This is a genomic window from Frankia sp. CcI156 (assembly GCF_001983015.1).
Classification (GTDB): Bacteria; Actinomycetota; Actinomycetes; order Frankiales; family Frankiaceae; genus Frankia; species Frankia casuarinae.
The window spans coordinates 41070-59730 of record NZ_MOMD01000048.1; the positions used below are offsets into that span (position 1 = coordinate 41070).

The window sequence follows — 18661 nt, forward strand, 5'->3', positions numbered from 1 at the left end:
CTTGGCGTGGCCTGAATCCTGGGCGGATCGGGCCGCGGGGGTGGCACGGGCAGGCACGATCCAGGGCGGTGCCCGCTAACCGTGGACGTGAAGGGGCTTGCCGGCCAGCGCCAGATGCGCCTCGCCGAGAGCCTCGGACAGCGTGGGATGCGGGTRGATGAGCTGGGCGACCTCGGCGGGGAACGCMTCCCAGTTGGTGATGAGCTGAGCCTCGGCGATGAGCTCGCCGACCCGGTCGCCGACCATGTGCACGCCCACCACCGGACCATCGGGGACCGCGATCACAGTGACCGCACCGGAGGTCCTGAGGATCTGGGACTTGCCGTTGCCCGCCAGGTTGTAGGTGACCGTCTTGATCTCGCCGTACCGCTCCCTGGCGACCGCGGCGGTCAGGCCGACCGAGGCCACCTCCGGGTGGGAGTAGGTGACCCGCGGAACGTTGTCGTAGTCGACCGGCACCGGGCCCAGCCCGGCAAGCTGCTCGGCGACGAAGATGCCCTCGGCGAAGCCGACGTGGGCGAGCTGGAGCCCGGGCCGCAGGTCGCCCAGCGCGGACACGGTCGGAATGTTCGTGCGTAGCTGACGGTCGACCAGCACATAGCCGCGGTCGGTCGCGATGCCGACCTCCTCGTAGCCGAGACCTTCCGAGACCGGTCCACGACCGACCGCGACGAGCAGCAGTTCGGCCTCGATGGTGGTCCCGTTCTCGAGGGACACCGTCACGCCCTGGTCGGTGGACTTCACCCCGGAGAACCGCGCGCCGAGATGCTGCTTGATGCCGCGCTTGCGGAAGGCACGCTCCAGCAGCTTGGAGCTGGACTCGTCCTCGAGCGGGACGAGGTGCGGCAGCGCCTCGACGATGGTCACCTCGGCCCCGTAGGACCGCCAGACGGAGGCGAACTCGCATCCGATGGCCCCGGCGCCCAGTACCACCGCGGAGGCCGGCACATGGTCGAGGGTCAGGGCGTCATCGCTGGTGATGACCTTGTCGTGGTCGATGTCCAGGCCGGGCAGGGTCTTGGAATAGGAACCGGTCGCGAGCAGGACGTGCCGACCCTCGATGACCCGGTCGCCGACGGCCACGGCGGTCGGGGAGACCAGCCGGCCGAATCCCTCGACGACCTCGATCCCCCGGGACTTGATCAGGCCGGTCAACCCCTTGAAGAGCCCGGCGATGACCGAGTCCTTGTAGGAGTTGACCGCGGCCATGTCGATGCCGTCGAGGGTCGAGCGAACCCCGAAGGCCTCGCTTTCGTTGATGTTGTCAACGATCTCCGCCGAATGCAGCAGCGCCTTGGTCGGGATGCAACCTCGGTGCAGGCAGGTGCCGCCGAGCTTGTCCTTCTCGATCAGAACGACGCTCAGGTCGAGTTCCGCGGCGCGCAGCGCGGCGGCGTATCCGCCGCTGCCGCCACCGAGGATGACCAGGTCGACGGGACCGGCCGCTGAATTCGCCACGCCAGGGGTCCCTTCTCGTTGAATCCTGTGGTCTTGCCGGTGGTGCCGAGAGCGTTACTAGTAGCGTCTGCTACGTCGAGTGACAAAGCCGGTGACGCGGTTGGCCGCCGCCCCCGACGGCGTTCCCACCGCTGAGCGCGGCAGCYGAAGCAGGAGCGTCAGGCCACGGCTCGCCTAGCCACKKCAACYGGATGCCAGTCTTTCACGTCGTGAGCCCACTGCCGCTCGGATGGGCGTGACTGTGCTGCATTGCGCGAGGCGCCAGCAACCATTGTGTACCTACCTTCCCCCGCAGGTCAGCCCTCGGCCGGGGACTCAGCCGGGGAACCGGTGGCCGAACCGGGGGAGGCCGTCGTCGTCGCGCGGTCCTGCGCCAGCTGGACGAGCGTGCGTACGATCATRCCGGTGCCTCCCTTGGGGGTGTGGCCGTAGGGCTCTCCACCGTTCCAGGAGGGACCGGCGATGTCGATGTGCGCCCAGGACACCTTCTCGGGGACGAACGAGGCGAGGAAGTGCGCGGCGACCAGCATGCCGCCGTCTCGGTTGCCTCCCGGTGGCACGTTGGCGATGTCGGCCACCGTCGAGTCCAGTCCCTTGCGCAGATCGGGCGGAAGGGGCATCGGCCAGACGCTCTCGTCGGCGGCGGCCGCCGCCGACGCGACCGCGTCCACCGCGGCCGCACGACCCATCAGTCCGCTCGTCCGGTGGCCGAGGGCGACGATCTGTGCGCCGGTCAGGGTGGCCACGTCCACGATCAGGTCCGGTGACTCCTCGTTGGCGCGGACGAGGGCGTCGGCGAGCACCAGCCGGCCCTCGGCGTCGGTGTTGAGCACCTCCACCCGGGTGCCGCCGCGCAGGGTGAGAACGTCGGAGGGGCGGATCGCGTCGCCCGAGGGCATGTTCTCCGCGCAGGGCATCCAGCCGGTGAGAGTGATCGGGAGCTTGAGCCGGGCCGCGGCGATGACGGTGCCGAGCACCGCGGCCGCGCCCGCCATGTCGGTCTTCATCCATTCCATGGAGGTCGACGGCTTCAGGGACAACCCCCCGGAATCGAAGGTGATGCCCTTGCCGACCAGCGCCAGCGCCGGCCGCTCGGATCCACCGCCGCGCCATTCCAGCCGCACCAGCCGCGGTGGATTCGYGGATCCCTGGCCGACACCGAGCAGGCCTCCGAAGCCGCCCTCGGCGAGCGTCACCTCGTCGAGGACCTCGACCGTCACGCCGGCGGCGGTGGCCCGCTCGACGGCGATGTCGGCGAGCAGGGCGGGGGACAGATGGCTCGGCGGCGTGTTCACCAGATCGCGGACCAGGGTGACCGCATCCGTGACGACGGTGGCCCGGCGCAGTTCCTCTTCCGCTGTCGGGAGGCTCTGCTCGTCGACGAGCACCGTCAGCTCCTCGACGGGGCGGGGGCGGCCGTTCGCCGACGTGGTGCGCAGCCCGTCGTAGGAGTAGGTGCCGAGCAACGCGCCTTCGGCCACGGCCCGCACCGACTCCGACGTGACCGCGCCCGGCGCGGCCGCCAGAGCGACGGCCACCCGCGCGGTCCCGGCGAGGGAGCGCACCGCGACCCCGGCCGCCCGGCGTAGTGCCTCGGTGCCGATCGGCGTGGACGACATCGGCGTGGAGGACATCGGCGTGGACGACGTGGCGAGGGGGCCCAGCCCGACCGCGAGAACCGTCGCGCAGGGCACGGTACCGAGGGTGGCGAAGCGGACCGTCTCGCCGGCCTTGCCGGTCGCGCCCAGCGAGGCAAGCACCTGCGTCAGCCTGCCGCCGAGCGCGGCGTCCAGGTCCGCCGCGCCACCGGCTACGAGGAGCCCCTCGTCGCCGGTGGCGGTGGCGATCACCACCGCGTCCACATCGAGATCGGCGAGAGCGGCGGTACTGGGCACGATGGTGGTCATGCGGTGAGCGTATTGAACGGGAGGTCTTCCCGACGGGGAGCCGGACCCCACCGGCGGGTGGCCGGAGGCCAGGCCCGCGGTCGTTTCGACCGCTGCCGGCCGGACACTAGGCTGCTGGCCATGGCAGAGCTGCGTCGATCCCCAGAGCTGCGTCGATCCCCGCTGTACGACCGGCACGTCGAACTGGGCGCGAAGATGGCCGGGTTCGGTGGCTGGGAGATGCCGATCGAGTACACCGGCCGCGGGGTGCTCGCCGAGCACCAGGCGGTCCGCGGCGCGGTCGGGATCTTCGACGTCAGCCATCTCGGCAAGGCCAGGATCGCCGGCCCCGGCGCCGCCGCCTTCGTCAACGCCTGCCTGACCAACGACCTGCGCCGGATCGGCCCCGGCCAGGCGCAGTACACCTTGTGCTGCGAGGAGACCGGCGGGGTCGTCGACGATCTGATCGCCTACCTGTACTCCGACGAGGAGGTCTTCCTCGTCCCGAACGCCGCGAACACCGCACAGGTCGTCGCTCGCCTCGCCGCGGCGGCGCCGGCGGGCGTGTCCGTCACCGACCTGCACACCGGGTACGGCGTGGTAGCGGTCCAGGGACCGGCCTGCGCCGACCTGCTCGGCGCCCTCGGCCTGCCCACCGGCGGGACGTATATGAGTTTCGTCGACGCGGAGTGGAAGGGCCACCCGGTGATCGTGTGCCGGTCGGGCTACACCGGAGAGCGAGGCTACGAGCTGTTGCCCCGTTGGGACGACACCCCTGCGCTGTGGGATGCGCTGTTCGCGGCGGGTGGGCCGCTCGGCGTCGTGCCGGTCGGCCTCGGTGCCCGCGACACGCTGCGGACCGAGATGGGGTATCCGCTGCATGGCCAGGACCTCTCTTTGTCGATCACGCCGGTCCAGGCTCGCTCCGGGTGGGCCGTCGGCTGGGACAAGGATCGCTTCTGGGGACGCGACGCCCTGCTCGCGGAGCGGTCCGCCGGCGCCTCCCGCCTGCTGTGGGGGCTGCGGTCCACCGGCCGGGTGATTCCCCGTCCGCACATGACCGTGGCCTCCGCGGCTGGTGCCACGGTCGGTGAGGTCACCAGCGGCACGTTCTCTCCGACGCTRCGCCAGGGGATCGGGCTCGCCCTGCTGGACCGGTCCGTGCAGGGGGGCGACACGGTGAACGTCGACGTCCGGGGCCGTCCGAGTCCCATGACGGTTGTCCGGCCGCCGTTCGTCAGGTCCTCGCCCAAGTAGCCCAGCCGCCGGACGGGCCTGTCCGGCGGGCCCGCCGGGCGGACGCCAGCGGGCGGCGTCCGCCGCGCTGTCAGTGCAGGCCGAGGGTGTGCAGGACGGGCGTCGGGATCGTCATGGCCATGACGAGCAGGGTCGCCGCCGCGGTGATCTCGATGAGTCCGCCGAGGATGTCTCCGGTGATCCCGCCGAAGCGCGTGAGCAGATACCGCCGGAGCAGAAACGAGACGCCTGTCCCGACCCAGACCGCGAGGACCGCTCGCAGCGCCCGGCCGGGGCCGCCGCCGTCGAAGTCCAGCAGTCCGGCCAGCGCCGCGACGGCGCAGACTGCCAGGAAGGACAGCGCCGCGTCCCGGGTCCGCACGGTTCCCGCGACCAGCGCACCGAGGCCATCCGGCCGAGCCGGCGGGACGGCGCCGGTACAGGCCAGGGTGGCCGCGAGCCTGCTGGTCATCGCGGCGACCAGAATCGACAGCGTGCCGCGGTGCGCCGAGATCGTCGTGCTCAGGGCCCCGACCTGGAGCAGCACCACGAACAGGACGATGATCGCTCCGAAGGCCCCGATGGTCGACTCGCGCATGATCTCCAAGGCGCGATCCCTGCCCCGCGCTCGCCAGGCGCCGAGCCCGTCCCCGAGATCGGCCAGCCCGTCGAGATGCAGGCCCCGGGTGACCAGAGCGAGCACCGTGACGCCGACGACGGCCGGCAGCAGGGTCTGGGCGCGCTGACCGGGAACCGCCGTGACGATCCGGGTGGCGAACACCGCACTGCCGGCGAGCAGCCCCAGGGCCAGGCCGACGAAGGGCGCCAGGGCCATCGCCCGGCCCGCGAGCCGCCGGTCGGTGTGCTCCGGGCCCCGCAGCGGCAGGACGGTGAGCAGCGTGAATGCTGTTCTTGCCTCGAGCATCACGGGGCACCGGCCGCGGGGCCCGAGTCCCCTTGGCCGCCGCCGACCTCGGCTTTCCCGCTGACACCGGCCTGGTCGAACGTCGCCATCTCGGCCAGCGTGGCCTGGGCCGCCCGCAGGAACGGAACGGCGAGGAGCGCACCGGTGYCCTCCCCGAGACGCAGGCCGGCGTCGACCAGGGGGGTCAGACCGAGTGCGTCCAGTGCGATTCCCTGGGCGGGCTCGGTGGACCGGGTGCCGGCCACCCACCACTGGCTTGCTCCTGGGGCGATCCGCTCTGCGGCCAGTGCCGCCGCGCAGACGATCACACCGTCGAGGATGACCGGCGTCCGTCGCACGGCGGACTGCGCCAGCAGCCCGGCCAGGGCGAGCAGATCGGCTCCACCGACGATCCGCAGCACCGAATGCGCGTCGCCGGTGAACGGCCGGCCGCGCCGCATCGCGTCCCGKATCGCGGCCGTCTTGAGCATCCAACGTTGGTCGTCGATCCCCGTCCCGCGGCCGACTACCTCGATCGGCTCCCGGTCGCACAGCAGCGCCACGATGGTGGCTGCGGGGGTTGWGTTGCCGATCCCCATCTCGCCGGGAACAAGCAGGTCCGCGCCCGCGTCGATCTCCTCGTCCGCGATGAGTCGGCCGACGGCGAACGCGGCGTCCGCCTCCGCGACCGACAGCGCGTCGGTGCGGTCGATCCGTCCGCTCGACCGTCGCACCCGATAGCGCTCCGGTGCGGCCGATCCATCCACCCCGCCCGGCGTGAGGGGCCGCGCGGTGTCCACGGACACGTCYACCACGCGCACGGCGGCCCCGACCTGGCGGGCCAGCACGTTGACCGCCGCGCCGCCCGCGGCGAAGTTCGAGACCATMTGGGCGGTCACGTCGCTGGGGAAGGCGGACACCCCGGCCTGGGCGACACCGTGGTCGCCGGCGATCACGACCGCCCGGATCCGGGCGAAGGGACGGGGTGGGCAGGTCGCCTGTGCGCCGGCGAGCCAGATGGACAGATCCTCGAGCCGGCCCAGCGCCCCGGGTGGCTTGGTCAGTTCGGTCTGCCGCTGGCGAGCCGCCGCCATCGCGTCGGAGTCCAACGGGGGAACGGCGGGAACGGCGCTGCCTGACGCATCGGGATCCACGGGATCCTTACTACCTGATCCGCTCGGTCGGCAACGCACCACATCCCCGCGAAGGTATCTCCCAGTGGTCCCCGTACCGCATGATTGTGCCGATCGGCGCGGCCGGGACGGTTGGTCCTTGCCGGCCGGCCCGGCCGGCAGGTGGCTGGCCTCGGGCGGCAATGACCGCACCGTGCGGGTCTGGCGGGTGAGCGACGGCGCGGCCCGGTCCTGCCGGTGGCTTCCCGCGACCGAACCGGCCGGTCTCATCGTGGCCTGCTCGGCCGGGCTCTACCGCTACGACTTCGTCACGGGAGGATTCGTCCCGTGAGGACGCTATGACCGCTCGTGCGGGAACGGTCGCAGCCGGAGGGGGATGCCCGCGACCACCTGCCACACCTCGTCGGCCTCGGCCGCGAGATCGGCGTTGAGACGGCCGAGCACGTCGCGGAACCGGCGGCCGGCCTCGGCCGGGGGAACGACCCCGGAACCGACCTCGTCCGTGACCGCGACGACCCGACGGCCGGTGGCCCGCCAGGCGTCAACGAGCTCCTCCGCGCGGATGCGCAACTCGTCCGGACGGTCCAGCCAGGCGCCGACCCACAGCCCCAGACCGTCGATGAGCAGCGGTGGTCCGGGAGAGCGCAACAGGGGAACCAGGTCGAYCGTCTCCACGGTCGTCCAGGCGGCCGGGCGCCGCCGCCGGTGTGCGGCGATCCGCTCGGACCACTCGGCGTCGGCCGGATCAGGCGGCGCCGACGTCGCGACGTAGACCACCTCCGGTTCGGCGAGCAGCCGGCGTTCGGCCTCGGCCGACTTCCCCGACCGAGCACCCCCCGTGATCAGGACCCGGTGTGGTGCCGGGAGCACCGGACTCTGCCACCGCCCTGGTGCCCGTGGTGGCTGCGACGGCTGCGACGGCTGTGATGGCTGCCGCCGGGCGGCCGGGACGATGTCATAGACGGTCCCGTCCGCCGGTGCCAGCGCGCCGACGAGGTGGAGCCGGCGGGCCAGTTCGTCGCCGGGCGGGTTGCGGTGACTCAGATGGACGGCCAGTACCAGGGTGCTCGGCACCACGGCGCCGCGGCGGCGCAGCTCGGCCACGAGCTGACCGAAGGTGTCGAGGTCAAGGTGCTCGCCGAACCCCGGCCGGTCGCCGTTGTTCTCCTCCAGCAGCACGACGTCGTAGGCGCGGCCGGTGACCGCCTCGAGCGTCTCCGCCGGCAGCGGCGCCGCGGTGTCGCAGCCGTACAGCAGACGTCCACCGTCCGGCGCCGTCACGTCGTAGAGCACGGCCGGCCCGATGCTCGCGTCACCGTGCTGGGCGGCGACCGGTCGAACGAGATAACCCCGATCGCTCGGGGACTCCTGATCCTCCGGGGATCCCCGGTCCTCCGCGGCCTGCCGATCGTCCGCGCCGAGGCGCAGGGGTCCGGGTGTCGTCGGCGTGCCCCCGGGCACCACGGCGATCAGCCGCAGCGGCGAGCCGTCCCGGTCCGGATCGGAGCGCTCCCAGCGAGCCAGGAACTCCCGGCACGCCGCCAGCGCCGCCGGCGGACCGACCACGTCGAGGGGCCGTCCCGCGGCTGTCGACCACGAGCGCCACATCAGGCTCTCGGGCCCCAGATGATCGGGATGGGCGTGACTGATCAGCAGATGACGCAGCCCCGATAGGCGTACTCCGAGCCGGGCAGCGGTCCGGGGCACGTCGGGACCACAGTCGATCAGCAGGGCGTCGTCGATCAGAACGGCCGTCTGCCCGCGTACTTCGTGTTCCCTGGCCCAGGCACAGGATGCGCAGTCGCACCACGGGTTGGGCCAGCCGTCCGCCGAGCCGGTGCCGAGCAGCGTCACCTTCATCGTGTTCCGTCTCCCGGATCCCGTTGCGCCCCGGATCCCCCCGGATCCCGCCTCTCCGGGTTCTCAAGCCTGCCAGGCTCCGTGGCCCGCGGAACCTCAGACGTGCGGGTGGCGCTTGCGCTCCCACAGGGTCATGAGGGTGAGCACCACCGCCAGCAGGAAGATTGCCGCGAAGGTGACGAGCGCGGCGGCCCACYAGGTCAGGGGAGCGTCCTCGTGTTCCACGGACTCGGCCACGATGGCCGCTGCGTTGTAGACGGTCGTTCCCACGCGGGTTCTTCCTCCTTGTACCGACGTACTGCTCACGCAGACGTGCCTGTCGTGCGGACCTGCCTTCGACGCGGCTGTGCTCACCGTGCGGACATGCCGCCGGCTCGCACGACCGGCGATGACCGGTGACGCCGGCTTCGCGATCGTGGTGGTCGCGATGCTGTCCGGGCATCCACCGGAACTGACGTTACCGACGTTCACGACATCCTGGCGCGGGTATCGCCGACCGCGCCAGTAGCACGGGCCGACCAGACCCGGGCCCGCGGGCCGGTCGACCAGTGCCACGATGGATCATCGGCCCTGGCGTGGGGCCGGGAGTCCCGCGTCGGCGGGGTGCACGCGGTTGGATGGGACGACCGGCCGGCGCACTGGCCGATCACGGCCGGCGGCTCCAGCGCGGGCCGCCCGGGTGGGAAGGACACACTCATGACCTGGACCTGGCGCTACGAAGGCGATGACGGCACGATCACGATGGTCGGCGGGGACTCGACCTCTGAGTCGTTCACCAGCCAGGGAGACGCTGAGACGTGGCTCGGGGAGACCTGGCGTGACCTGCTCGATGCGGGGGTGGCGCAGGTGACGCTCCTCGATGCCGGCCGTCGCGTCTACGGGCCGATGAGCCTGCGCCCGGTGACCTGAGCCGCCTCCGCCCGTGCCGGTCCCGACCGGTGCCGGTCCCGATTCGCGCCGACCGAASCGCCTCTTGACGAGAGGTCGGCTAACGATGTTAGCTGGCAGCGTTGGCTGACGACGTTGGCTGACGACGTTGGCCTGTCCGGTGTGGTCCGGCCGGCCGAACCATCGAGATCGCTCAGGCCGGCGCCGGGCCGTTCCGCTCGACAGAGAGGGTGCAGATCTTGACCGAGCACAACAACCCGTCCACTCCGGCCGAAGCGCATTACCTCGCCCCCGGATGGTTCACCCGTAACGTGGCCAACCGCGCCGTCGCGGCGTTGACCCGGGCGGGGATCAGCCTCCTGGGCAGTCGGATCCTCGAGGTACGCGGCCGGATCAGCGGCGAGCCGCGCCGGACCCCGGTGAACCTGCTCATCTTCGACGGGCAGCAGTACCTGGTCTCGGCGCGAGGGCACGGCCAGTGGGTGCGTAATCTGCGCGCGGCCCAAGGCGAGCTATACCTGCTGCGTGGCCGGTCGCGCACGCGTTACTCCGCGACCGAGCTGGATCCGGCGGCGAGCGTCGCCGTGCTGCGGGCCTACCTGCGGCGGTGGAAGGCCGAGGTCGGCGCCTTCTTCGACGGGGTCGGGCCGGACTCGCCCGATGAGGAGATCCGTCGGATCGCGCCCCGCCACCCCGTCTTCGTGATCACACCGGCGTGAACACGGGGGCGGCGACCTCACCGGTGCGGGCGGAATCCGGGCCGGCGCCGGTGCGGGGAGCACGGTCGGTGGCGCAGGCGCGGCCGGTCGGCGAGCCGCCATTGCCCAGGATCGCGCCCCGCCCGGTCCTAGGCCCCGTCTCGCCGCGGGTCACCGAGATCATCACGGTCGCGCGGGGGGTGCTGGAGACCGAGGGGGCGGGGGCGCTGACGATGCGCCGGATCGGTGATCTCCTCGGTATCCGGGCGCCGTCGCTGTACAAGCATCTCGCGGGTAAGCCGCAGCTCGAGGCCAAGCTGATCGAGACCATGCTCATGGAGATCGGGGACCTGCTCCACGACGTGGTCGACCGCGGCGGTGCCGCGGAGGTGGTCCCGGCCCTGCTGGCCGCGTACCGGGGCTATGCCCAAGCCCATCCGAACCTCTACCGCCTGGTCACCGCCGGTTCGCTGAACCGTCGGCTACTGAGCGCCGACGTCGAGGACTGGGCGGGGGAGCCATTCTACCGGGCGGCCGGGGAACCCTATCGTGCGCAGGCCCTGTGGGCCGCCGCGCACGGCACGATGATCCTCGAACTGGACGGCCGCTATCTGCCAGGATCCGATCTCGACCGGACCTGGCAGGCGCTGGCCTCCGCTTTCCGCCGAACCGACCCGGCTGGCGACCAGCCTGGCTGATCTGATCTGATCTGATCTGATCAGATCAGATCAGATCAGATCAGATCTGATTCGGTTCGGGGTAGCCGGCGGGCCCGGGGCCAGGCCTGGAGGCAGGCCCGGGTCAGGCCCGGGTGACGACCTCGGCGAGCACGTCGTCGATCCGATCAAGCAGCGCCGTGTCGAGCGTCACGCCGGCAGCCTTGACGTTCTCCCGTACCTGCTCCGGCCGGGACGCGCCGATGATCGCTGAGGCGACGTTGTCGTTCTGCAGCACCCAGGCGACGGCGAGCTGCGCCATCGACAGCCCGGCGTCCGCGGCGATCGGCCGCAGCTCCTGCACCGCGGTCAGCACGTCGTCGCGCAGCAGCCGGGAGATGAAGGTGGAACCGGTTTCACCGGTGGCCCGGCTGCCGGCCGGCGGTGGCTGACCGGGCGGGTACTTGCCGGTGAGCACGCCTTGGGCGATCGGCGACCAGACGATCTGGGAGATCCCGGCCTTCCGGCTGACGGGCACGATGTCGGCCTCGATGGTCCGCCACAGCATCGAGTACTGCGGCTGGTTGGAGATGATGCGGTCCAGCCCCAGCTCGCTGGCCAGCCGGACGGCGTCGCTGATCTGCGCGGCGCTCCACTCGGACACGCCGACGTAGAGCACTTTGCCGGCGCGGACGAGGTCGTCGAAGGCCCGCAGGGTCTCTTCGATCGGCACCGTCGGGTCGTACCGGTGTGCCTGGTAGAGGTCGAGATGGTCGGTGCGCAGACGGCGCAGCGAGGCGTGCGCGGACTCGATGATGTGCTTGCGACCGAGGCCCTTGTCGTTCTCCCCCGGGCCGGTGGGCCAGTAGACCTTGGTGAACAGCTCGTAGGACTCCCGGCGCACGCCCTKCAGCGCTTCGCCCAGGACGCTCTCGGCGCGGGTACCGGCGTAGACGTCCGCGGTGTCGAATGTGGTGATGCCCTCGTCGAGGGCGGCACGCACACAGGCGGTCGCCGCGTCCGCCTCGATCTGGTCACCATGGGTGATCCAGTTGCCGTAGGAGATCTCACTGACCGACAGGCCGCTGCGCCCAAGACGTCGATGCTTCACGTGACGACCTTAGCCGTCGGCCCTGACCGTCGATCAGGGGCGCGGGTCGGAGCGGGAGACCCGCGGGCGGGGGAGTCGCCAGCGCCGCGGCAGTAGCGCGCGCTGCGCGGCGTAGGCCCGCACCCGCACCCGGGAGTCCGGGTACTTCTCCGCGACGCGCCGGCTCACCTGCCAGGAGAGCAGGATCGAGTCGATGACGACCGCGACGATCCCGAGCAGCATCAGCAGGGTCGCGGCCAGCCTGATCGATGCGTTCGGGACCAGTCCGCCGACGAAGTAGACGACGGCGATCGGCAAGAAGAACGATCCGACGTTGATCCGCGTGTCCACGAAGTCGCGGGTCAGTACGCGCTCGGGCGCGCGTTCACGCGCTGGCAGCCGGCTGACGTCGCCGGACATCATCGCCGCGCGGTACTCCTGGCTCTGCCTGCGTCGCGCGGCCCGCGCCTCCTGCTTGTTCGCCGAGACGCCGAGCGCACCACCGGGCTTCGTACGGGCGGCCCGCGCCTCCGCCCGGCGGGGCGTGGGCCGGCCCTTGGCCGCCGTGCGCCGCGGATCGGCGACCTTCTCCTGTTCGACCCTCYCCACCTGCTCGGCGATCGGGTCCCCGGGGCCGGGGCCGGCATCGGGGCCGGCGGAGTTGCGTCGTTTCAGCAGAGCCATCAGGGCAGCGCCAACATCTGGTCGAGAGCCTTCCGGGCATAGGTGGCCACGTCCGGGTCGACGGTGATGCGGTTCACCGTCTCACCCCGTACGAGGGACTCCAGCGCCCACACGAGGTGGGGCATGTCGATCCGGTTCATGGTGGAGCAGAAACACACCGTACGGTCCAGGAAGACGATGGTCTTGTCAGGGTGCCTCGTCGCCAGCCGCTGCACCAGGTTCAGCTCGGTACCGATCGCGAACGCCGATCCGGCGGGAGCGGCAGCGACGACCGAGATGATGTACTCGGTCGAGCCGACGAGGTCGGCCGCGGTGACGACCTCCCGCCGGCACTCGGGGTGGGCGAGCACCGTCACMCCGGGGATCCGGCGGCGGACCTCGTCGACGCTGTCGCGGGTGAACCGGCCGTGCACCGAGCAGTGACCCCGCCAGAGGATCATCTTCGCYGCGCGCAGTTGCCGGCGGGTCAGTCCTCCCGAGGGCTTGCGGGGGTCGTAAACGACGCAGTCCTGCTCGCTTGTCCCCAGTTCACCGATGGCGGTGTTGCGGCCGAGGTGCTGGTCCGGCAGGAAAAGCACCCGGGCACCCCCGCGCTCGCCGAAGGCCCACTCCAGCGCGCGCCTGGCGTTCGACGAGGTGCAGATCGTCCCGTCGTGGCGCCCGGTGAACGCCTTGATCGCGGCCGAGGAGTTCATGTAGCTCACCGGAACGGTATCGGCGGCGACTCCCGCATCGAGCAGATCGTCCCAGGCCTGCTCGACCTGCTCGGCGGTGRCCATGTCCGCCATCGAGCAGCCGGCGGCGAGGTCCGGCAGGATCACCTGCTGGTGCGCGCCGGTGAGGATGTCGGCGCTTTCCGCCATGAAGTGCACGCCGCAGAAGACGATCGCCTCGGCCTGCGGCCGCGCGGCGGCCTGCTGGGCCAGCTTGAACGAGTCGCCGGTCACGTCGGCGAAGGCGATGACCTCGTCGCGCTGGTAGTGGTGCCCGAGGATGAACGCCCGATCACCCAGCGCCCGCTTCGCCGCCGCGGCGCGGGCTGTGAGGGCCGGATCGGCCGCCGGGGGGAGTTCACCCGGACAGTCCACGCCACGCTCGCTGGCCGGGTCGGCCTGGCGGCCGAGTAGCAGCAGGGCCAGCGGTGATGGAGTCACACCGACCCGGCCGAGGGCCGGGTCGCGAGCAGGGATGGGGCCGCGCCGCAGGGTCGGGTTGGTGGTCATGGCGCTCCTCCGGTCGACCGGCCCTCGGCCTGGCCGCCTCGTCGTCCGCGGCGGCCGACCGAACGATCCCGCCGGACCCGTCCACGAATGGTCGATGAGACTCTAACTCCCGGCGCCATCGTATGCCGAGCTCTTCGTGGTCAGCTGGCGGCCAGACGAAGGTCACTAACGTGAACGGGAGTGACCACCGTCTCCAGGCATGGTCGGGATCTCGACGTGGTTGGCCCGCGCCGACGTCGCTACCATAGGAAGCGGATCCCGGCCGACGGTGTTGGGCATGGATGTCGGCACAGTGGCAGTGCCGTGCCCGGGGGGTGTGCGCCGGATGGTCGGCGGCGCCCTGCGTACAAGTCAACCGGAACTAGTGGCCTGGCTTGCCAGGCACGTCCACCAAGGGCAGGAGTAGTCCCTATGACCGTTCAGGACACCACGGCACCCGCGACGCAGTCCTCGAGCGTCGTCCTCACCGACACCGCCGCAGGCAAGGTGAAGACCCTGCTCGAGCAGGAGGGTCGGGATGACCTCAAGCTGCGTATCGCGGTGCAGCCCGGAGGCTGCTCGGGCATGCGCTACCAGCTGTTCTTTGACGAGCGGTCCCTCGACGGCGACACCGTCATCGATTTCTCCGGTGTCAAGGTGGCGGTGGACCGGATGAGTGCCCCGTACCTCGGCGGGGCGACGATCGACTTCGTCGACACGATCGAGAAGCAGGGTTTCACTATCGATAACCCGAATGCCCAGGGTTCCTGCGCCTGCGGCGACTCGTTCCACTGATGCGCTGAGCACCGGGCCGTCCCTCCTGCTCGCGTCTCGACGCGAGTCCCGGGTGCGGTTCGGTGACCGGTTGATCAGACTGGTACGTCCGGGAGAGCCTGGTCCGGCCCTTGTTCGTCGGACCGGGCTCTCCCGCATGTGCTGCGTCGGTATCCGCTTGTGCCGGTATTCATCGTTTCCCTTGCCGGCGGGCCGCCGGAATCACGGGACACCGCGATCTGACGCCTCGTAATTCTGACGCCTCCGTGATGACGCGTGTGAACCAGCGCGAGCCGGTGGTTCCGGGCTTCGGGGCAGGCCGGTAAGCTCCTTGATCGTGCGTATCGCCGTGACTGGTTCCATCGCCTCTGACCACCTCATGCGCTTTCCTGGAAGGTTCGCCGAGCAGTTGCTCGCCGACCAGCTTGAGCGGGTCTCRCTGTCCTTTCTCGTCGACGAGCTCGTGATCCGGCGGGGCGGAGTGGCGGCCAACATCGCCTTCGGCCTGGGCCGGCTGGGCCTGCGCCCGATCCTCGTCGGCGCGGTCGGCGAGGACTTCGCCGACTACCGCTCCTGGCTCGACCGGCACGGCGTGGACACCGCCTCCGTGCGGGTCAGTGAGATCGCGCACACCGCGCGGTTCGTCTGCACCACCGACGAGGACCTCAACCAGATCGCGTCCTTCTACCCGGGTGCGATGAGTGAGGCCGCCGACATCGAGTTGAGGCCGATCGCCGAGCGGTTCGGCGGCCTGGACATGGTGATCGTCAGCCCCAACGACCCCGGGGCGATGCTGCGCCACAGCGAGGAGTGCCGGCAGCGGGGATATCCGTTCGCGGCGGACATCTCCCAGCAGCTCGCGATCATGGAGGGCCCGCAGATCCGCGAGCTCGTCGTCGGTGCRGCCTACCTGTTCTGTAACGAGTACGAGAAGGCGCTGCTCGCCAGCAAGACCGGCTGGTCGGACGAGGAGATCCTGGCCAGGGTCGGTGTCCGGGTGACCACGCACGGCAAGGACGGTGCGGTCATCGAGGCCCCGGAGAGCGACCCCATCCGGGTCCCGGTCGTTCCCGCCCGCGCCACCCCGGATCCCACCGGAGTCGGGGACGCCTTCCGGGCCGGGTTCTTCGCCGGCCGGTCCTGGGACCTCTCGCTCGAACGCTCCGCCCAGGTCGGCTCCCTGCTCGCCACCCTGGTCCTGGAGACGATCGGCACCCAGGAGTACACGGTGGAGCCCTCGGAGGTGCTTAAGCGTCTCACCGAGGCCTACGGTTCCGACGCCGCCGCCGAGATCGCCGAGCATCTGCCGGCAATCTGAGCCGGCGGGTTATACAAGCCGCCGGATGACGAACGCCTCCCCGCCTTCCGGAAGCGGGGAGACGTCCACCAGCTCCTGACCCCGCAGCCGGCACCAGGCCACGACGTCCGCGCCGGCGGCGGGGTCGTCGGCCCAGAGCGTGATGGTGCCGGTCACCGGAATCCCGCCGAAGGCGCGGGCCAGATCGATGATCGGCAACGGGCAGCGTCGTCCCCGCGAGTCGACCGTGTGCGGCTGTTCCGTCATCGGATTGTCGGCATCAAAGCCCGGCGGCGCCCAGCCGGTCCCGCACGGCGCGTACGGCTGCGGGCAGCGCCGTCAGCAGGGCGTCGAGATCGGCCTGGGTCGACTCGCGGCCAAAGGATATCCGCAGGTTGCCGTGCGTCAACGCGCCCATGGCGACCAGGACATGGCTCGGGATCAGGGTGTCGGATGTGCAGCTCGACCCGGAGCTCACGGCGATTCCGGTCCGGTCGAGCTCGGTCAGCAGCGCCTCGCCCTCGACGTAGAGGCAGGAGAACGCGCTGATGTGCGGAACCGTCGCCGCCCGGTCCGGATCGCCGAGTAGTTCCACGCCGTTGACGAGTTCGGGCAGCCGGCGGCGCAGTTCGGCCACGTAGCCGGCGAGCCGGGGCGCCTCCGCGGCGAGTTCACCCGCCCGGGCGCTCAGCGCCATGGCTGCGGCGACGACGGCGGGGACGTTCGGATAGCCCGCAACCCGACCGCCCTCCCGCTCGTCAACGGGACCGGGACTGCGCCAGCGGGTCCCGGTGCGCACCGCGAGAACGCCCACCCCGGGTGGTCCGCCGAACTTGTGGGCACTCGCGGTGAGCAGATCCACCCCGAGGTCGGCCAGGTCGACGGGGATGTGGCCGACTGTCACGGCGGCGTCGGTGTGCAGCGGCACCCCGGCGGCGCGCATCCGTTCGGCGACCTCGGCGACCGGCTGGATGGTCCCGACCTCGTGGTTGGCGTGCTGGAGGCTGGCGACGGCGGTACCGGCGACGGGGGTGAAGTCGGCGGGGTCGACCCGGCCGAGATGATCCACACCAATCCTGACGACCCGTCCACCGGCCTGTTCGTGCCGCTGCGCGGCGTGCAGGACGCTGGAGTGCTCGACCGCGCTGACCATGACGACGTCACCCGCACGCCGCCGGGCCGCCGCCGTGCCCAACAGGGCCAGATGCGCCGCCGCCGACCCGCTCGCGGGAAAACTGATCTCGTCCGGCCGGGCCCCGAGCACGCCCGCGACGGTCTCGCGGGCCGCGTCGAGCAGCATGCGCGCCCGGCGGCCCTCCCGATACAACCGTGCCGGGTCGGCCCAACCATCCTGAAGAGCCATTAGCAGAGCCTCGCGCGCGGCAGGGTGCAGCGGCGTGGTCGACGCGTGGTCGAGATAGGCCGGCACCTGTGAAACGGTACGCCGTGAACGGCCGGGAGGGGCGTGCGTCACAGGCGCTGACGGGGGCCTTAGGCGAGAAGGTTCGCGGCTGCTRAGATACGCTGCTGCCRCACCATCTACAGCGTGTCGAAGACAGCATGTCGTCCGGTTGGATCGGCGGGGCGACATGGCGTTTCCAGGGGGTCTCGCGCGCGGGGACGAACGCTGTCCGCCCCGCGGCCGCGGCCCGCTCGTCGTGGGAGGCAGGACCTGGTGAGGAGATCCTTCGGTCGGACCCGGCCGTCGCTCGCGGATGTCGAGGACACGCCGACGACACCGGCTGACTCCGACACACGCGCAGCTGCGGTGTCCGCGGTCGGCGTGCACGGGACGCGGCACATCCGGCCGCTTCGGCGTGTCCTGCGTCTCGGTGCCGTRCTCGCTGTCGTGGGGATCATGGCGACCGCCTGCGACAGGCCTACATTCGGCTATCCCAGGGGCGTGACGAACCAGACGCCGCGCCTTCTCAACATCTGGCAGGGTTCGGCGATCGCCGCGCTCGCCGTCGGTGTGCTCGTCTGGGGAATGATCTTTTACGCGATCATCGCCTTCCGGAAACGCAGCGACGTGCTTCCCCGCCAGGTGCGCTACAACCTGCCAGTCGAGGTTCTCTACACCGTCGTGCCGGTGGTGATCGTGGCCGGGCTGTTCTTCTACACGGCCCGGGACGAGAGCGAGGTCACCAAGCTCTCGCCGAAGCCAGACGTCACCGTTGACGTGATCGCCTTCCGATGGAACTGGCAGTTCAAGTACCTCGACACCGGATCCGGCCGGCAGGGTGCCAACCCGATCGAGGTCACCGGTCGCCCCGGTGAACCGGCGGTGCTCGTGCTGCCGCAGAACCGCTCGATCCGTTTCGTGGAGAGCTCGCCGGACGTCATCCACTCGTTCTGGGTGCCGGAGTTCCTGTTCAAACGGGACGTCATCCCCGGCCGGGTGAACCAGTTTGAACTGACCATCACGAAGACCGGCACCTTCATCGGTCGATGCGCCGAACTGTGCGGGACGGACCACGACCGGATGAACTTCTACGTGAAGGTCGTGCCGCAGGCCGAGTACGACACGTTCATCGCGGACCGGGAGAACGTGGCGATCTCGGCGGCGCCGGCCGTGTCAACGACCGGGACCGCCGCCACCACCGCAACCACCGGGAGTGGACAGTGACCCTCGTACAAGAAGCGGGTGTCGGCCACGCCGACTCCCCGGACTCCCACATCCCCCGGCGGACGAACCTGCTCGGCTATCTGCGGACGACGTCCCACAAGGACATCGCCGTCATGTACTTCGTCACGTCGTTCGGGTTCTTCCTCTTCGCCGGTGTCCTGGCCATCATGATGCGGGCGGAACTCGCCCGCCCGGGGCTGCAGTACTTCTCCAACGAGCAGTACAACCAGTTTTTCACGATGCACGGCACGCTGATGCTGCTCATGTTC

The 18661-nt window shown here is 70.9% G+C and carries 20 protein-coding genes; 9 read left to right on the forward strand and 11 right to left on the reverse strand.

Annotated elements, in window-relative coordinates:
• Positions 1–75: 75 nt before the first annotated feature.
• Both lpdA and CcI156_RS17260 read right to left on the reverse strand, forming a co-directional pair.
• Positions 76–1458, reverse strand: a complete 1383-nt coding sequence (lpdA, locus tag CcI156_RS17255) for a dihydrolipoyl dehydrogenase (RefSeq protein ID WP_076806854.1) — start codon at positions 1456–1458, stop codon at positions 76–78.
• 296 nt (positions 1459–1754) lie between these two features.
• On the reverse strand, positions 1755–3365 hold the full coding sequence (locus tag CcI156_RS17260) for a leucyl aminopeptidase (RefSeq protein ID WP_076806857.1): 1611 nt from the start codon (positions 3363–3365) through the stop codon (positions 1755–1757).
• Positions 3366–3485: 120 nt separating this feature from the next.
• Between CcI156_RS17260 and gcvT the strand changes: the two genes are divergently transcribed.
• Positions 3486–4601 (forward strand): glycine cleavage system aminomethyltransferase GcvT, encoded by a 1116-nt coding sequence (gene gcvT / locus CcI156_RS17265; RefSeq protein WP_011437517.1) that lies wholly within the window; start codon positions 3486–3488, stop codon positions 4599–4601.
• 70 nt (positions 4602–4671) lie between these two features.
• Here the strand turns inward: gcvT and CcI156_RS17270 are convergent, their stop codons facing one another.
• Both CcI156_RS17270 and cobT read right to left on the reverse strand, forming a co-directional pair.
• Positions 4672–5505 carry an adenosylcobinamide-GDP ribazoletransferase gene (locus CcI156_RS17270; RefSeq protein WP_023842025.1) on the reverse strand — a complete coding sequence of 278 codons (834 nt, stop codon included), beginning with the start codon at positions 5503–5505 and terminating at the stop codon, positions 4672–4674.
• Entirely contained in the window at positions 5505–6638 is a 1134-nt protein-coding gene (gene cobT / locus CcI156_RS17275) for a nicotinate-nucleotide--dimethylbenzimidazole phosphoribosyltransferase (protein ID WP_175637611.1), read from the reverse strand. The genes CcI156_RS17270 and cobT overlap by 1 nt, the downstream gene beginning before the upstream one ends.
• A 118-nt stretch (positions 6639–6756) precedes the next feature.
• Between cobT and CcI156_RS17280 the strand changes: the two genes are divergently transcribed.
• Positions 6757–6948, forward strand: coding sequence for a hypothetical protein (locus CcI156_RS17280; protein WP_035731705.1), 192 nt, complete (start codon positions 6757–6759; stop codon positions 6946–6948).
• Between the two features lie 5 nt (positions 6949–6953).
• Here CcI156_RS17280 and CcI156_RS17285 read toward each other — a convergent pair whose 3' ends face one another.
• Together CcI156_RS17285 and CcI156_RS26290 are read right to left on the reverse strand one after the other, a co-directional pair.
• A complete protein-coding gene (locus CcI156_RS17285) occupies positions 6954–8477 on the reverse strand; it encodes a bifunctional adenosylcobinamide kinase/adenosylcobinamide-phosphate guanylyltransferase (protein WP_076806859.1) in 1524 nt (507 codons plus the stop codon).
• A 96-nt stretch (positions 8478–8573) separates the two neighbouring features.
• The gene (locus CcI156_RS26290) at positions 8574–9032 is read right to left on the reverse strand and encodes a hypothetical protein (RefSeq protein ID WP_076806862.1); all 459 of its coding nucleotides are present in this window, start codon (positions 9030–9032) and stop codon (positions 8574–8576) included.
• A 141-nt stretch (positions 9033–9173) separates the two neighbouring features.
• Between CcI156_RS26290 and CcI156_RS17295 the strand changes: the two genes are divergently transcribed.
• The 3 genes from CcI156_RS17295 (at position 9174) to CcI156_RS17305 (ending at position 10761) form a co-directional block, all read left to right on the forward strand.
• The gene (locus CcI156_RS17295) at positions 9174–9386 is read left to right on the forward strand and encodes a hypothetical protein (RefSeq protein WP_011437512.1); all 213 of its coding nucleotides are present in this window, start codon (positions 9174–9176) and stop codon (positions 9384–9386) included.
• Between the two features lie 218 nt (positions 9387–9604).
• Positions 9605–10084 (forward strand): nitroreductase family deazaflavin-dependent oxidoreductase, encoded by a 480-nt coding sequence (locus CcI156_RS17300; protein WP_023842028.1) that lies wholly within the window; start codon positions 9605–9607, stop codon positions 10082–10084.
• Positions 10085–10152: 68 nt separating this feature from the next.
• Positions 10153–10761, forward strand: a complete 609-nt coding sequence (locus CcI156_RS17305; protein ID WP_011437510.1) for a TetR/AcrR family transcriptional regulator — start codon at positions 10153–10155, stop codon at positions 10759–10761.
• A gap of 103 nt (positions 10762–10864) precedes the next feature.
• Here the strand turns inward: CcI156_RS17305 and CcI156_RS17310 are convergent, their stop codons facing one another.
• From CcI156_RS17310 to nadA, 3 genes are read right to left on the reverse strand one after another with little or no spacing between them, the layout of a single operon-like run.
• Positions 10865–11830 (reverse strand): aldo/keto reductase family protein, encoded by a 966-nt coding sequence (locus CcI156_RS17310; protein WP_076806865.1) that lies wholly within the window; start codon positions 11828–11830, stop codon positions 10865–10867.
• Between the two features lie 33 nt (positions 11831–11863).
• Positions 11864–12493 carry a DUF3043 domain-containing protein gene (locus CcI156_RS17315; protein ID WP_076806867.1) on the reverse strand — a complete coding sequence of 210 codons (630 nt, stop codon included), beginning with the start codon at positions 12491–12493 and terminating at the stop codon, positions 11864–11866.
• Positions 12493–13716: a quinolinate synthase NadA gene (gene nadA, locus CcI156_RS17320; protein WP_076806869.1), complete on the reverse strand. Its 1224-nt coding sequence runs from the start codon at positions 13714–13716 to the stop codon at positions 12493–12495. The genes CcI156_RS17315 and nadA overlap by 1 nt, the downstream gene beginning before the upstream one ends.
• Before the next feature lie 411 nt (positions 13717–14127).
• On the opposite strand from nadA, the gene erpA reads away from it, so the two are divergent.
• Positions 14128–14490: an iron-sulfur cluster insertion protein ErpA gene (gene erpA / locus CcI156_RS17325; protein ID WP_011437506.1), complete on the forward strand. Its 363-nt coding sequence runs from the start codon at positions 14128–14130 to the stop codon at positions 14488–14490.
• A gap of 316 nt (positions 14491–14806) precedes the next feature.
• Entirely contained in the window at positions 14807–15787 is a 981-nt protein-coding gene (locus CcI156_RS17330; protein WP_011437505.1) for a carbohydrate kinase family protein, read from the forward strand.
• Positions 15788–15796: 9 nt separating this feature from the next.
• Here the strand turns inward: CcI156_RS17330 and CcI156_RS17335 are convergent, their stop codons facing one another.
• On the reverse strand, positions 15797–16033 hold the full coding sequence (locus tag CcI156_RS17335; RefSeq protein ID WP_035731696.1) for a sulfurtransferase TusA family protein: 237 nt from the start codon (positions 16031–16033) through the stop codon (positions 15797–15799).
• A gap of 13 nt (positions 16034–16046) precedes the next feature.
• Entirely contained in the window at positions 16047–17195 is a 1149-nt protein-coding gene (locus CcI156_RS17340; protein ID WP_035731691.1) for a cysteine desulfurase family protein, read from the reverse strand.
• A 246-nt stretch (positions 17196–17441) separates the two neighbouring features.
• On the opposite strand from CcI156_RS17340, the gene coxB reads away from it, so the two are divergent.
• Positions 17442–18392 carry a cytochrome c oxidase subunit II gene (gene coxB / locus CcI156_RS17345; protein WP_011437502.1) on the forward strand — a complete coding sequence of 317 codons (951 nt, stop codon included), beginning with the start codon at positions 17442–17444 and terminating at the stop codon, positions 18390–18392.
• Positions 18389–18661: cbb3-type cytochrome c oxidase subunit I (locus tag CcI156_RS17350; protein WP_175637613.1), on the forward strand; the 273-nt coding region annotated here is incomplete at its 3' end. The genes coxB and CcI156_RS17350, both read left to right, overlap by 4 nt.

Coding starts and splice junctions, on each gene's coding strand:
- CcI156_RS17270 (WP_023842025.1), bottom strand. CDS start 5,505: ATGCTCGAGGCAAGAACAGCATTCACGCTGCTCACCGTCCTGCCGCTG.
- CcI156_RS17295 (WP_011437512.1), top strand. CDS start 9,174: ATGACCTGGACCTGGCGCTACGAAGGCGATGACGGCACGATCACGATG.
- erpA (WP_011437506.1), top strand. CDS start 14,128: ATGACCGTTCAGGACACCACGGCACCCGCGACGCAGTCCTCGAGCGTC.
- CcI156_RS17335 (WP_035731696.1), bottom strand. CDS start 16,033: ATGACGGAACAGCCGCACACGGTCGACTCGCGGGGACGACGCTGCCCG.